This window comes from Actinoplanes hulinensis (assembly GCF_019429605.1).
Lineage (GTDB): Bacteria > Actinomycetota > Actinomycetes > Mycobacteriales > Micromonosporaceae > Actinoplanes > Actinoplanes campanulatus.
In genome coordinates this window covers 15,927-29,374 of the sequence record NZ_JAHXZI010000027.1, presented here as the reverse complement: position 1 = coordinate 29,374, position 13,448 = coordinate 15,927, and the positions used below count along the sequence as shown (strand labels likewise).

Below are 13,448 nucleotides of genomic sequence, written 5' to 3'. Positions count from 1 at the left end.
CGTGACAACTGGGTTCGCAATCCTCCCCCTCAAGTCTGGTTCACGTCGTCCGAGGGGGAGGAACCGTTTTGAACAAGGCCACCATCAGCAAGTACGCCGTCGGTGCCGTTGCCATGAGCGCGTTCGCCGCGGTCGGCGTGGTCGCCCTGCCGACCGGCAGCGCGGACTGGACCCCCGTCACCTACGGGCTGACAGCGGAACCGGAGCACATCGTTCCGGACGTGGTGACCGAGGCTCAGCCCGCGCGGGTCGTGTCGACCACGATCGACGAGGCCGGCCGGCCGGTCGTCACCGTCAAGGAGGCCACCGACAGGGCGTCCGCGGTGAAGCTGGTCAAGGACGCGCAGAAGACGGACAACGCGGTCGGGGTCGAGATGGACGCCCCGGTGCACGCGCTCGGCATCCCCACCGGCTCGGACCCCTACCGGGCGCAGCAGTGGGACTTCACCAAGATCCGTACGGCCGAGGCCTGGCAGAGGTCGACCGGCTCGGGTGCCACCGTGGCGGTCATCGACAGCGGTGTGGACGCCGCCCACCCGGACCTGGCCGCCAACGTGCTGCCCGGCTACGACGCCATCGCGAACACGGCCGGGACCAGCACCGACGGCAACGGGCACGGCACGCATGTGGCCGGCACCATCGCCGCGGTGACCGGCAACGGCGTCGGTGTCTCGGGCATCGCGCCGGACGTCAGGATCCTGCCGGTCAAGGTGCTGGGCGCCAACGGCAGCGGCAACATGTCGGACACCGCCGAGGGCATCGTCTGGGCCGCCGACAACGGCGCCCAGGTGATCAACATGTCGCTGGGCTCCACGACGAAGGTGTCCGCGGTGAGCAACGCGATCACGTACGCCCGCAACAAGGGCGTCACGGTGATCGCCGCCGCAGGCAACAGCCGTCAGGAGGGCAGCCCCATCTCGTACCCGGCCGCTGACGATGGTGTCGTCGCGGTGGCCGCGACCGACTCCGCCGACAAGGTGGCCAGCTACTCGAACGCCGGCAGCTACGTCGACGTGGCCGCCCCGGGCAGCGGCATCATGAGCACCTACCCGACCGCGCTGGGAAAGCAGTACACCAGCATGAACGGCACCTCGATGGCCGCCCCGCACGTGGCCGCGGTGGCCGCGCTGCTCAAGGGCTACCAGGGGAGCCTCACCCCGGACCAGATCGAGACCGCCCTGGAGAAGTCGGCGGCCGACCTGGGCCCGGCCGGCTTCGACAACGACTTCGGCAACGGCCGGATCGACGCCGCCGCGGCGCTCGCCACGATCACGCCGCCCGCCACCGCCCCGACCACGGCCCCGACGATCGCGCCGACCAAGGCTCCCACCACGGCGCCGACCACGAGCGCTCCCACCACGGCGCCGACCACTGCCCCGACGAAGGCTCCCACGACGGCGCCGACCACCCCGCCGACCAAGGCTCCCACGACGGCGCCCACCTCCGCCCCGACCGTCGCTCCGTCGCCGAGCCGGACCGTGGCGAAGGTCAAGCCGGTGATCACCGCCGACGTCGCCGGCGGTGAGGTCGTCCACGGCACCGCGGTGACCACCACGTTCACCGTCAAGGCTGACAACAAGGCATGGTCCGGTAAGCCGGTCCAGATCTGCGTCACCGAGGGCGCCGCCGCGCAGCAGTGTGCCGACGCCACCACCGGCTCCGCCGGCACCGTCCGGGTGAACCGCACCGCCAAGGCGAGCTACCAGCTCGTCCTCAAGGCGGTCGCCACCACCACGAGCGAGGCCGCGACCTCCGCGCCGGTCACCTACAAGGTGCGCGCGGCGGTCACCGTGGCCCGGACGGCGAAGGGGAAGCTGGCGGTCACCCTGACCGGCGCGGTCGGCCGGCCCGCCGAGATCCAGCAGAACATCCGTGGCGCCTGGACCACCGTCGGCAAGTACACGGCGAGCGCCTCCCCGGTCAAGGTCACCATCACCGGCCTGGTCGCCGGCCAGACCTACCGGGTGATGGTCCCGGCCGGCCCCACGGTGCTCGGCGTCACCAGCGCCCCCATCGTGGCCTGACCACACTCGCGAGCCACGACGAACGGCCCGGCATCCTTCTCTGGGATGCCGGGCCGTTTCGTTGCCGTTCCGGGTTCGATGCCGGTCGCCTCAGTCGAGACGGTCCCATTCGCGCTGGATGACCACAACGCTGTCGGCCGTGGACGGTTCGCCCTCGGCTGTGGTCGCCATCGTGATCACGCTGCGTTCCGGCGACGTGCGCCAGCACATCAGCATTTCAGGTGCCGGCGACATGACCGTGTCGTTCGGGACGTCCGTGGTGCAGTGCACGCCACCGCCGACCTCGGTGCCGTCGTCGCCGGCGAGGATCAGCTCCCGGTCGCCGGTGAGGTCGCTTTGCGCGGTCACGATCCGTACCGTGCCCTCACCCAGCTTCTCGGTCCGTTCGGCTATTTCCGGTCCGCCGAAGCCGAAGCGTTTTCGCAGGTCAGCGATGGCGGAGGAGGCTCGCGCGGCGTTCGGGGCAGGGCTCGCCTGACGGCTCGACGCGGGCGTGGGCGCGGGGCTGCGATGCGCGGGCGGCGCCTGCTTCGTTGCTTTTCCGGGGGTACGGGCATCCGACGGCGAGACCCCGGTCGCTCCCACGCCGGGGGAGGCCGGCGTGGTCTGCGGCGCCAGTGCGGCCGGCTCCGGAAGGGTGGGCTGCGACTCGTTCATCAGCTGGGTGGCCAGGAGCCCGGCTCCGCTCAGCACGGCCACCGCCCCGGCGACCCCGACCGCGACCTGTCCACGTCGCCGGGTGGCCCGCTCGGGAGTGTCCGCCGGGAGCTGGGGATCCTCGTCGTAGGTCATGTCACCTCCTCGGGCGCCGGAGATTCCGACCCTCATGGTTCCAGAGACGGGTACATATCAGGCAGGAATCCACTTATCGGCAACTATCGCGCGCTCACCCCGTACCCCAAATCTTGATCTTCGGGGTTGGACTGACAGTGACCGGGCCGAAGCGACCGGTGCCGATGGCCCGACCGGGGGTCACCCGGACCAGCGAGCCAAGAGGTCGCGCGGTTGACCGGTGCACGATGCACGCGCAATGTGTGGGGCACGGCGGGCGCCATGGCGGGGTGCCCGCGCCAGGAAGGAGCGGCCCCGTGTGGTGCGGCGCGAGGTCCCGGCGATGACCGGGATCGCGGATCGAGTGGAGCACGGCCCCGCCCGGCCCTCATGGGACTGCGCCTCCTGCGGGCGGGCCTGGCCGTGCGACCCGGCCCGCGAACAGCTGGCCGCCGAACACGGTCGCGTCGACCTGGCCATCGTGATGTGGGACCACCTCGAGGAGGCCGCCCGGGACATGCCCCAGGCGCCCGCCTCGGAACTCTTCGACCGCTTCCTCCGCTGGACCGACTGATCAACCTCCCGTCGCGGTGGCACGCTCGGCGAAGGCGCGCAGGTCACGGCGCTCGATCGCGGCGGCCATCAGATCCGGGAAGACGTCCGGCGTGCACGCGAACGCCGGCACCCCGAGAGCCGCCAGGGCCGCCGCGTTCTCGTGGTCGTAGGCCGGCGCCCCCTCGTCGGACAGCGCCAGCAGCACCACCACCTGCACCCCGGCCGCGGTCATCTCGGCCACCCGGCGCAGCATCTCCTCCCGGACGCCACCCTCGTACAGGTCGCTGATCAGCACGAAGATGCTGTCCCGTGGCCGGGTGATCAGCTGCTGCGAGTAGGTGATCGCCCGGTTGATGTCGGTGCCGCCGCCGAGCTGCGTGCCGAACAGCACCTCGACCGGATCGGCCAGCTGATCGGTCAGATCGACCACGGCGGTGTCGAAGACCACCAGCGACGTACGCAGGGAGCGCAGCGACGCGAGCACAGCGGCGAACACCCCGGAGAACACCACCGAGGCCGCCATCGAGCCGGACTGGTCCACGCAGAGCACCACATCCCGCTGGACCGCCGTGCTCCGCCGCCCGTAGCCGACCAGCCGTTCCGGGATCACCGTGCGGTGTTCGGCCAGGTAGTGCTTGAGATTCGCGCGGATGGTCCGGTCCCAGTCGATGTCGGCGTGCCGGGGCCGGCTGATCCGGGCCGCCCGGTTCAGCGCGCCGGTCACCGCGGCCCGGGTCCGCTGCGCGATCCGCCGCTCCAGCTCCTCCACCACGGTCCGGACCACCTGGCGGGCCGCCTCGCGGGTGGCGTCCGGCATCACCCGGTTCAGCGAGAGCAGCGTGCCGACCAGGTGGATGTCGGGTTCCACGGCGGCCAGCATCTCCGGTTCGAGCAGCAGCCGGGTGAGGTCGAGCCGCTCGATGGCGTCGGCCTGCATCACCTGGACCACGGTGCCCGGAAAATACTCCCGGATGTCGCCGAGCCAGCGGGCCACCTTCGGCGCGGACCCGCCCAGCCCGGCCGACCGTCGTGCCGGCCTACCGTCCGCCCCGCCCTCCCCGGCGTCGTAGAGCGCGGCCAGCGCGGCGTCCATCGCCCCGTCCCGGCCCTCCGCCCTGCCGAGCGCCTCGTCGGCCTGGCCGCCGAGCACCAGCCGCCACCGCCGCAGCCGCTCCCGCGTCACATCGTCCGCCCCGCTCATCCCACCTCCACTACCGGTCATGGCCGTCTCCCGATCGCGCCTGCTGCCGGTCTTCGCCGCTGGTCATGGCCGGTTCCCGGCCGGGGTGAGTGGGCGGCCCAGCAGGGCGCCGAGCACCGGCAGCGGCTCCGCGGCGCGGGCCGGATCGATCTCGGCGGTCGCTCTGGCGGAACCGGAACGCCCGCCCGCCACCCGCTCGCCGATGGCCCGCCGCTCGCCCGCCTCGAACGCCCCGAACGTCCGCCGCAACAGCGGCAGCACCGCCTCGAAGGCGTCCGCCGGAATGTCCGCCAGCCAGTCGTCCACCAGGGCGAGCAGCGCCTCGTCGTGGACCAGCAGCAACCCGCCACCGGCGAGGAAACCCTCCACCCAGGCCGCCGCGTGCGCCGGTGGCGTGCCGACGGTCAGCGGCAGCCGCAGCCGGCGGCGCACCTCCGCGCCGTCCAGCCGCCCGGCGTCCAGCAGCAGGCGGGTCAGCCGCCCGGCCGGCAGACCGTGCAGCCCTGGCCGGACCGCGAGCGCCCCGACGGTCGCCAGCCACCGCTCCCGCTGCGACTCGTCGGCGAGCAGGCCGACGGCCTGGTGCACGCCGTCCATGCCGTCCCGCAACCGCCGGGCCGCCTCGTCGGAGAGCGACCCGGCCGCCGACGGCAGCGCGGCGCACACCCGGGCGAGCAGGCTGGCGGTCACCGTGGCCAGGCCGGCCACGTCGGTCCGGCGCACGTCGCCGTACCTCAGCGTGCGCGCCAGCGCCGGAATCGCCGCCATCAGGTGATGCACGTCGGCGTCCAGCGCGGCGCGCCGGTCCAGCGCCGCGAGCACCGCTGGGTACGCCCCCGCGAGATCCGCCGGCAGACAGGTCTCCACCAGTTCGGTGACCTCGGCCAGGGTGCCCGCCGCACCGGCCCGTGCGGTCACCCGGGCGGTCGCCGCGGCCGCCACGGTCGTGCCCCACATGCCGCCCTCGACCAGCCGGACCGCGAACTCGGGTTGCCAGCTCAGCCGCCACTCCTCCCGGAACGTCCCGGTGCCGCGCCGGGCGGCCGTCCGCACGCCCCACGGCACGTCGAGGATCCGCAGCCGGTGCAGCAGCCGACTGCGCCGCAGGTCGTTGTCCTGCCGCAGGTCGAGGTCGAGGTTCCGCTCGCCGGGTTCCGGTTTCAGCCGCAGCGAGCGCTGCCGCGCGGTCAGATCCCGGGCCAGCGGCACGGCCGGCATCTCGTCGGGCACCGCGCCCAGCCGTTCGCCGACGACCAGCCGCCGGGAGATCAGCTCGGTGCGCAGCGGCTCGCCGTCGCACATCACCGCCTCCGCGGCCTCGGTCACCTCGGCCAGCCCGGCCAGCGGCCGTCCGCGCAGCGTGGCGAGGGCCTCGGCCAGCCGGGCGGCCTCGATCACGTGCGCCGACGACGTGGCCACGCCCTCCGCGCGCAACACCCCCGCCGCGTCCACCAGCCACCGGGGCACCACGTCGTCGCCGGTGGTGAACAGATGGTGGTACCACCCCGGCGACCGCACCCCGGCCCCGTAACCCGACCACGACGCGAGCCGCCCGTACGTCCACGGCACCCAGGTGAACGCCACCTTGCCCTTACGCCGCCCCTTGAGCAGCGCGGCGTCGTCCTTGACCGGCACCTTCCGGAGCAGCGCCGGCACGTGCCACGCCCCGCAGACGACGGCGACGTCCTCGTGCCCGCGCCGCTCCTCCCGCAGCACCGACCGCATATACGCCTCACGCAGCAGATCGTCCGGGTTCTCCGCAACGGTCTCCCGGATCGCCGTCATCGCCTCCGCGATCGCCTCGAAGACCGGTACGCCCCGATGCTCGACGACGTCCTCCCACCAGCGTTCCGGATCGTCGTACCCGGCCGCCGCGGCCAGCTCCCCGATCGGATCCACCGGCCGGGCCGCCTCACCCTCCTGTTCATCCGGCCGGCTTTCGGTTTCCGGAGCTACGCGGAACGCGTACGGAAGATCGAAGAAACGCACCCGGACGCCGTTCCCGACCGCCCACCGGATGGCCTGCCATTCCGGCGAGAAGACGGCGAACGGCCAGAACGCGGCCTTCCCGGGATCGTCCACCGCATACCCCAGCAGGGCGACCGGCGGTTCCAGGCCGTCGTCCGCCACCCACCGGACCAGGTCGCCGGCCTCCGGCGGACCCTCGATCAGCAGCACCTCCGGTGGGTTCGCCGACAACTCCCGGACCACGGCGCGAGCCGACCCCGGGCCGTGGTGCCGGATCCCGTAGATCCGCTCAGGCATCGCGGGCGGCCCGGTAGAAGTCGAGCCACCCGGACCGTTCCCGGACGACCGCCTCCAGATACTCCCGCCAGACCACCCCGTCCGAGACCGGGTCCTTCACCACGGCGCCGACGATGCCCGCCGCCACGTCGCCGGGATGCAGGGTGCCGTCACCGAAGTGGGCGGCCAGCGCCATCCCGTTGGTGATCACCGAGATGGCCTCGGCCGTCGAGAGGGTCCCGGTGGGCGACTTCAATCTGGTACGCCCGTCCTCGGTCATCCCGGACCGCAGCTCCCGGAAGACCGTCACCACACGGCGGATCTCCTCCAGGGCGGCCGGCACCTCGGGCAGCTCCAGGGCCCTGCCCAGCTGGGCCACCCGCCGCGCCACGATCTCCACCTCGTCGTCGGCGCTCGCCGGAACCGGCAGCACCACGGTGTTGAACCGGCGGCGCAGCGCGCTGGACAGCTCGTTGACCCCACGGTCCCGGTCGTTGGCCGTGGCGATCAGGTTGAAACCACGCTGCGCCTGGACCTCGGTGTTCAGCTCGGGGACCGGCAGCGTCTTCTCGGACAGGATGGTGATCAGCGCGTCCTGCACGTCGGACGGGACCCGGGTCAGCTCCTCCAGCCGGGCGATCGACCCGCCCCGCATGGCCCGCATGATCGGGCTCGGCACCAGGGCGGCGTCGGTGGGGCCCTCGGCGAGCAGGCGGGCGTAGTTCCACCCGTACCGGATCGCCTCCTCGGGGGTGCCGGCGGTGCCCTGGACGAGCAGCGTGGAGTCGCCGGAGACGGCCGCCGCCAGGTGCTCGGAGACCCAGGTCTTGGCGGTGCCGGGGACGCCGAGCAGCAGCAGCGCCCGGTCGGTGGCAAGGGTGGAGACGGCCACCTCCATGAGGCGGCGCGGGCCCACGTACTTCGGGGTGATCTTCGCGCCGTCGCCGAGCAGATAGGTGACCACGGCATGTGGCGACAGCCGCCAGCCGGGCGGACGGGGCCGGTCGTCGGCGGCGGCGAGCAGGGCCAGCTCTTCGGCGTACTGGTCCTCGGCGTGCGGTCGCAGAGCGGTCACGAAAGCTCCTCGAACATCTCGAGTCGGAAGGTGAGGGTGCGGGCCAGCTCGGCCACCGGGCGAACCCGGGCCGGCTCGACGGTCTGGTCCAGCAGGGCGGCCAGCCGGCCGGTGAGGTCGGCGTACTCCGGAGGCATGGCCAGGCCGGCCGCCCGGCACAGCTCGCCCAGCTGCCAGGTGTGCCGGTCGACGCGGGCACGGTGTTCCACCGTCTCCAGGACGGCGACCGACAGCCCGTCCGGCCACGGCCCGGGATGCAGCGCCAGCAGCCGTTGGGCGGTGCCGTCCTCGGCGCGCAGGGCGTCGGCGGCGAGCCGGGCCAGCCGGTCCGGTGGCAGGACCAGGTGCAGATCCCAGCGGACGGCCTCGCGCAGCCGGCCCGCGTCAGCACCCAGCAATGCGGTCGCCCACCGCGGGTCACGCTGCACGACCGCCGCCTTGGCCCAGCCGTGCAGCAGCGGCGCCGCCCAGTCGTGGCCGCCGGCCGCGGCGAGCCAGCCCCGCGGGTCGAGGCCGGTCCAGGTGTCCAGCGGAGTGCCGGCCACCACCTCCTCGAGCAGCCACGCCCCGGCGCCGACACCACGGACCGGGGCCGCGCCGACCCCGTCCCGGCGCAGGTCCCGGTCCAGCTCGGTGGGCGGTTCGACGCTCAGCCGGCCGGCGCCGTCGAACCGGACCGCGGCGTGCGCCCGCTCGGCCATCCGCCGGCCCAGCGCCGCTCCGGGCAGGTTGCGCAGCAGTTCGAGGGCGGCCTCCCGAACCTCCTTGCGCCGGTCGTCGAGCGCCCGCTCCAGGAGTGGCTCGTCCCGCGGCGACAGGCCCGGCCCGAACGCGCCGATGAAACGCGCCCGGTTCTCCGAGGACTCCTCCGCCCAGGTGCTCTCCACCAGTGCACGGGCCCGATCCGGGTCGACGCGCCGAAGTGCGGCCAGATGACCGAGCCGCTCGGCCGAACCCGCGGTGGCCCATTCCCCGGCCACCTCGTTCTCCGCCCCGGTCCCGGCCGGCGCGGCCGGCGCCTCGCTGAGCAGCCATCGCCAGTCGGCGCGCTGCCCGGCCAGCCAGGCGCCCCGCCGCCCGGCGACCTTCGCCAGGTCGGCCCGGACCGAGATGTTCCGCCGCCCGGCCTCCAGCAACGGCGGAAGGATCGCGGGCGGCACGATCCCGCCGCGCCCGGCGGCCGCCGCCAGCCACTGGGCGAGCAGCTCCTGCTCGTTGTGCCCACCGCCGGGCGCGCCCCCACCGAGGATCTGGGCCAGCCGCGCCGACGCCGCCGCCGGCAGCGGCGCGACCGTCTCAGCCGGCGCGGCCACCAGCGGCGCCCGCCCGCTCTCCGGCGTCACCCCGGCCCGCCGGCAGGTCAGCGCCACCGCCGCCGCCTCCAGCAGCACGGCGGCCGAACTATCCGGGACGGGCGAGCCGAGATCGGCGCTCAGCGGCCCGACCTGGACGGCGTGGCCGGACCACGGGCGGCGGCCCGTGCCGACCAGGGCGGCCGTCAGCAGCTCCGGAGGCAGCTCCGGATCACGGGATGCGGACGGGTCCGGGATCGGCGGGGCGGCGGGCACGAAAGCACCGTCGACCCACGCGGCCAGGGGACGCAATCCGGCCGGGGACCACTCGGCGGCCATCGTGGCCGGGGCGGCGCCCGCGGCGGCGAGCAGCCACCACGGCTCGCGATGGCCCGGGGCCAGCGGCAACGCGTCGCCCGCGGCGTCGACCAGGTGGGCGCCGGACGGGCGCACGCCGGACAGGAGCACGGGTGCGTCGGACCGCCAGGGCTCCGCGGCCAGGAGCGCCGACCAGCGGGAGAGAGCCGCCCGGACCGGCCCGGCGCCGTCCGGTGAGCCGAACGGCTCGGCCGCGGAGGTGCGCTCGGCGACGAGCGCGCGCAGTGGCACGGAGCCCGGATAGAAGCAGAGGTCGCCGCGGAACGCGGTGCCCGGGACGAGGTCGGCCGGCAGCGGCTGGCCGGGCGCCGCGAACGACAGCACCAGCGCGAACCGGTCGCTGCCGGAACCGTGCAGCCACGTCCGCCGGCTGGTCAGCGCGCCGTCGTCGACCTCGACCTGGCCGAGGACCTGCCAGCGGTCGGTGACCCGCGGCCCGGCCAGCACCTCCTCGGCCGGCGTCGGGAACCCGATCCGGGAGCGGACGGTGGCCGCGAGCCCCGGGTCGAGGGCGTCGAGGTGGGCGTGCCCGGAGACCAGCAGGCGCAGCAGCGCCAGCTCGCCGAGCAGCCGGTCGGCCCACTGCGGGCCGATCCCGGCGATGGTGCCGAGCCGGCGCACCGCGCCGGCCGCCCCGGGCGCCTGCGCGTCGACCAGGCGGGCGGCCATCGCGTCGAAGGCCGCGGGCCCGGACCGCCCGGCCGCGGCCAGACCCTGCTCGACCTGGTCGTCGAGCCATCGGCGCAGCTCGGCCATGCCGCCGGCGACCCGGTCGGCGCGGCCCTGCGCCCGTTTCGCGGCGGCGACCGGATCGGGCGCGGCGGGGGACCGCGACGTCCGCGCGGCCCGCGCCGCCACCCACCGGGTGACGAACTCGGGAGCCGCTCCGGCGGCGGAACCGGCGCCGGACGAGGACCAGTGCAGCAGCAGCCCCAGCACGTGTTTGCACGGGATCTTGCGGCTCGGGCAGGAGCACTTGAACGCCGGCCCGGACAGATCGGCCGCCACCTGATAGCCCCGGCACACTCCCCAGAGGACGTCGCCGGTCAGCCCCGTGGTGGTGAACTGGCCGGTGACACCGCGTGCGTTGCGCAGCGATGCGGGGTCGGGCGCGAGCGCCTCGATCTGGGCGGTGGACCATCGTTGTTCAACGGGCACGCCCCGACCCTAGGCCCCGGGTACGACGTTTTCCGCCCCCACCGGCGGCCCACCGGATGCGCCGACTGGCCCCAGACGACAGCGCCGAAGGCGAGTGTCATGCCGGTCAGCTGCACCGGTGTGAGGGTCTGGCCGAGCGCCGCCCAGCCGACCGCCGTGGCCATCACCGGGGAGAGCAGGCTCAGCAGCGAGACCCGGGCGGCGGGAAGGCGCTCCACCCCGGCGAACCAGATCGTGTAGGCCAGTGCCGTCCCGACCAGGGACAGGTACGCGTACCCCAGCAGGTTCGGCGCCGTGAGTGCGGGCGGCGGGCCCTCCACCAGGAGGGCGACCGGCAGCAGGAGCAGGCCGCCCGCGGTGAGCTGCCAGCCGGTGGCGGTGAGCAGCGACACCGAGGGCCGGCCCCACCGTTTGGTGAGGATGAGGCCGAGCGCCATCGACGCGGCGCCGGCCAGCCCGGCGGCGACGCCGACCGGGTCGAGCCGGGCGGCCGCGGTCAGCACGGCGAACGCCACGCCCACCGCGCCGATCAGGGCCGCCAGCACGGTCCGCAGCGCCACCCGCTCCCGCAGCAGCAGCACGCTCAGCCCGGCGACGAGCAGCGGCTGCACCGCGCCGAGGACGGCCGCCATGCCGCCGGGCAGCCGGTACGCCGTGACGAACAGCAACGCGAAGAAGATCCCGACGTTGAGCGCGCCGAGCACCGCCGACTTCCACCACCAGGCGCCGCGGGGCAGCCGCCGGGTGAGCGCGAGCAGCACCAGCCCGGCCGGCAGCGCCCGTAGGAGCCCGGCGAGCAGTGGCCGGTCGGGCGGCAGGAACTCGGTGGTGACCGCATAGGTGGTCCCCCACACCAGGGGCGTGACCGCCGTGAGCAGCAGGGCCCGCCGCATCGCCACCAACTCCCTCGACGTAAAGTATCTCGACGTAAAGATAAACTTTGTCGAGAAGCTTGTCATCAAGAGAATGGGGAACGTGACCGACGACATCGACCGCATCCTCGGACAGTGGGCCCGCGAGCGCCCCGATCTGGACACCGCCGCCATGGGCGTCTTCGGCCGGATCTTCCGTCTCGGCAAACTGGCCGGCGACGTCACCGAGCGCGCCTACGGCCGCTTCGGCATCGGCCGCCCCGAGTTCGACGTGCTGGCCGCGCTGCGCCGCTCCGGCGAGCCGTTCCAGCTGTCGCCGGGCGCCCTGGCCGCGTCGATGATGCTCAGCACCGGCGGCACCACGGCCCGGCTCGACCGCCTGGAGAAGGCCGGCCTGGTCACCCGCTCGCCGGACCCGAACGACCGCCGGGCCATCCTGGTCCGCCTCACCGAGCGCGGCCGCGCCCTCGCCGACGAGGCGGTCACCGCCGGCCTGGCCGAGCAGCAGCGGCTCCTCGCCCACCTGCCGCCGGAGAAGAGCGCGCAGCTCAGCGCCCTGCTACGCGAACTGTTGCACGGGCTCTGAGGCGGGCGGCGTCCCGTCCCCGAAGGGCCGCCCGCCGAGCGCCTCGCGGCCGTGCGGGGTGAGCCACCCGGAGAGGTCCGGCCCGGCCGGCACGATGCCGGCCGGGTTGATGTCCCGGTGCACCTCGTAGTAGTGCCGTTTGATGTGCGTGAAGTCGATGGTGTCGCCGAACCCCGGCGTCTGGAACAGGTCACGCGCGTAGGCCCACAGCACCGGCATCTCGGTCAGCTTGTGCCGGTTGCACTTGAAATGGCCGTGATAGACCGCGTCGAACCGGGCCAGCGTGGTGAACAGCCGGACATCCGCCTCGGTGATCGTGTCCCCGACCAGGTAACGCCGGGACCCGAGCCGGTCGGACAGCCGGTCGAGCCGCCGGAACAGCCGGTCGTAGGCCTCCTCGTAGGCCTCCTGCGAACCCGCGAACCCGGCCCGGTAGACGCCGTTGTTCACATCCGCGTAGACGACCTCGTTCACCTCGTCGATCTCGTCCCGCAGCGACGACGGGTAGAGATCCGGCGCGCCCTCCCGATGGAACGCCGTCCACTCCAGCGACAGGTCGACGGTGATCCGCGCGAAGTCGTTGGTGACCACCGCGCCGGTCGGCACCTCCACGATCGCCGGAACGGTGATGCCCTTGTCGTAGTCCGGGTACCGCTTGAAGAACGCCTCCCGCAGCCGCTCGATCCCGAGCACCGGGTCACGCCCGCCCGGATCCAGGTCGAACGTCCAGCTACGTTCGTCGTGGGTCGGCCCGCAGACCCCCATCGACAGCGCGTCCTCCAGCCCGAGCAGCCGGCGCACGATGATCGCCCGGTTCGCCCACGGGCACGCCCGGCTCACCACGAGCCGGTACCGCCCCGCCTCCACCGGAAAGCCGTCGCGCCCGTCCGCGGTGATCCGGGTGGCGATGTACCGCTGGTCACGGGTGAACTCACCCGCCGGAGTCAGATAGGCCATGCCACTCAGTCTGCCCGGATCCGCCGCCGGCACACCGCATCCAGGAAAGACCATTTCCGGTACGGGCTCCGCGAACCCGCCGTAGCAGACCCGCGACCTCACTGCCGGGGCGCGCCCGGCGCCGCGCCCGCCGGGCTGAGCTGCCCACTCCCGGTCGCGATGGCCGCGAGCCCGCCCCCGCGCTCACGCCCGGCGGGCGCGGCACGGCCCGGACCCGGCAGTGGCTCGCGGGTCTACTGCGGCGGGTTCGCGTAGCCCGTACCGGGAATGGGGTTGAAACGAACGATGGCCGCCCTCCGCGGGGAGGGCGACCACCGATGGGGTTGATCAGTCGC

At 74.0% G+C, this 13,448-nt stretch carries 10 protein-coding genes and 1 pseudogene; 3 read left to right on the top strand and 8 right to left on the bottom strand.

From position 1 onward, the window contains the following. Positions 1–113: 113 nt before the first annotated feature. Positions 114–1,226, top strand: a pseudogene (locus KZ829_RS45085) (S8 family serine peptidase); the annotation flags it as partial. Here the strand turns inward: KZ829_RS45085 and KZ829_RS45080 are convergent. Together KZ829_RS45080 and KZ829_RS37200 are read right to left on the bottom strand one after the other, a co-directional pair. Next, positions 1,139–1,429, bottom strand: a complete 291-nt coding sequence (locus KZ829_RS45080) for a hypothetical protein (RefSeq protein ID WP_504739927.1) — start codon at positions 1,427–1,429, stop codon at positions 1,139–1,141. The pseudogene KZ829_RS45085 and the gene KZ829_RS45080 overlap by 88 nt on opposite strands. A 685-nt stretch (positions 1,430–2,114) precedes the next feature. After that, positions 2,115–2,816, bottom strand: a complete 702-nt coding sequence (locus KZ829_RS37200; RefSeq protein WP_220148528.1) for a hypothetical protein — start codon at positions 2,814–2,816, stop codon at positions 2,115–2,117. 322 nt (positions 2,817–3,138) lie between these two features. On the opposite strand from KZ829_RS37200, the gene KZ829_RS37195 reads away from it, so the two are divergent. Further along, positions 3,139–3,369 (top strand): hypothetical protein, encoded by a 231-nt coding sequence (locus KZ829_RS37195; RefSeq protein ID WP_220148527.1) that lies wholly within the window; start codon positions 3,139–3,141, stop codon positions 3,367–3,369. On the opposite strand, the gene KZ829_RS37190 is transcribed toward KZ829_RS37195, so the two are convergent. From KZ829_RS37190 to KZ829_RS37170, 5 genes are all read right to left on the bottom strand, one after another. Continuing rightward, complete coding sequence (locus tag KZ829_RS37190) at positions 3,370–4,551, bottom strand: VWA domain-containing protein (protein WP_220148526.1); 1,182 nt, start codon at positions 4,549–4,551, stop codon at positions 3,370–3,372. Positions 4,552–4,614: 63 nt separating this feature from the next. Next, positions 4,615–6,816, bottom strand: a complete 2,202-nt coding sequence (locus KZ829_RS37185) for a DUF5682 family protein (RefSeq protein ID WP_220148525.1) — start codon at positions 6,814–6,816, stop codon at positions 4,615–4,617. Then, positions 6,809–7,870, bottom strand: a complete 1,062-nt coding sequence (locus tag KZ829_RS37180) for an ATP-binding protein (RefSeq protein WP_220148524.1) — start codon at positions 7,868–7,870, stop codon at positions 6,809–6,811. Before KZ829_RS37180 ends, KZ829_RS37185 begins: the two co-directional genes overlap by 8 nt. Next, positions 7,867–10,698: an SWIM zinc finger family protein gene (locus KZ829_RS37175; protein ID WP_220148523.1), complete on the bottom strand. Its 2,832-nt coding sequence runs from the start codon at positions 10,696–10,698 to the stop codon at positions 7,867–7,869. The genes KZ829_RS37180 and KZ829_RS37175 overlap by 4 nt, the downstream gene beginning before the upstream one ends. Next, positions 10,587–11,591, bottom strand: a complete 1,005-nt coding sequence (locus tag KZ829_RS37170; RefSeq protein WP_246636910.1) for an EamA family transporter — start codon at positions 11,589–11,591, stop codon at positions 10,587–10,589. Before KZ829_RS37170 ends, KZ829_RS37175 begins: the two co-directional genes overlap by 112 nt. 73 nt (positions 11,592–11,664) lie before the next feature. On the opposite strand from KZ829_RS37170, the gene KZ829_RS37165 reads away from it, so the two are divergent. After that, positions 11,665–12,156, top strand: a complete 492-nt coding sequence (locus KZ829_RS37165; protein ID WP_183215619.1) for a MarR family winged helix-turn-helix transcriptional regulator — start codon at positions 11,665–11,667, stop codon at positions 12,154–12,156. On the opposite strand, the gene KZ829_RS37160 is transcribed toward KZ829_RS37165, so the two are convergent. Beyond that, positions 12,130–13,113 carry a glutathione S-transferase family protein gene (locus KZ829_RS37160; RefSeq protein WP_220148521.1) on the bottom strand — a complete coding sequence of 328 codons (984 nt, stop codon included), beginning with the start codon at positions 13,111–13,113 and terminating at the stop codon, positions 12,130–12,132. The two genes, KZ829_RS37165 and KZ829_RS37160, sit on opposite strands and share 27 nt — an antisense overlap. Between the last annotated feature and the right edge of the window lie 335 nt (positions 13,114–13,448).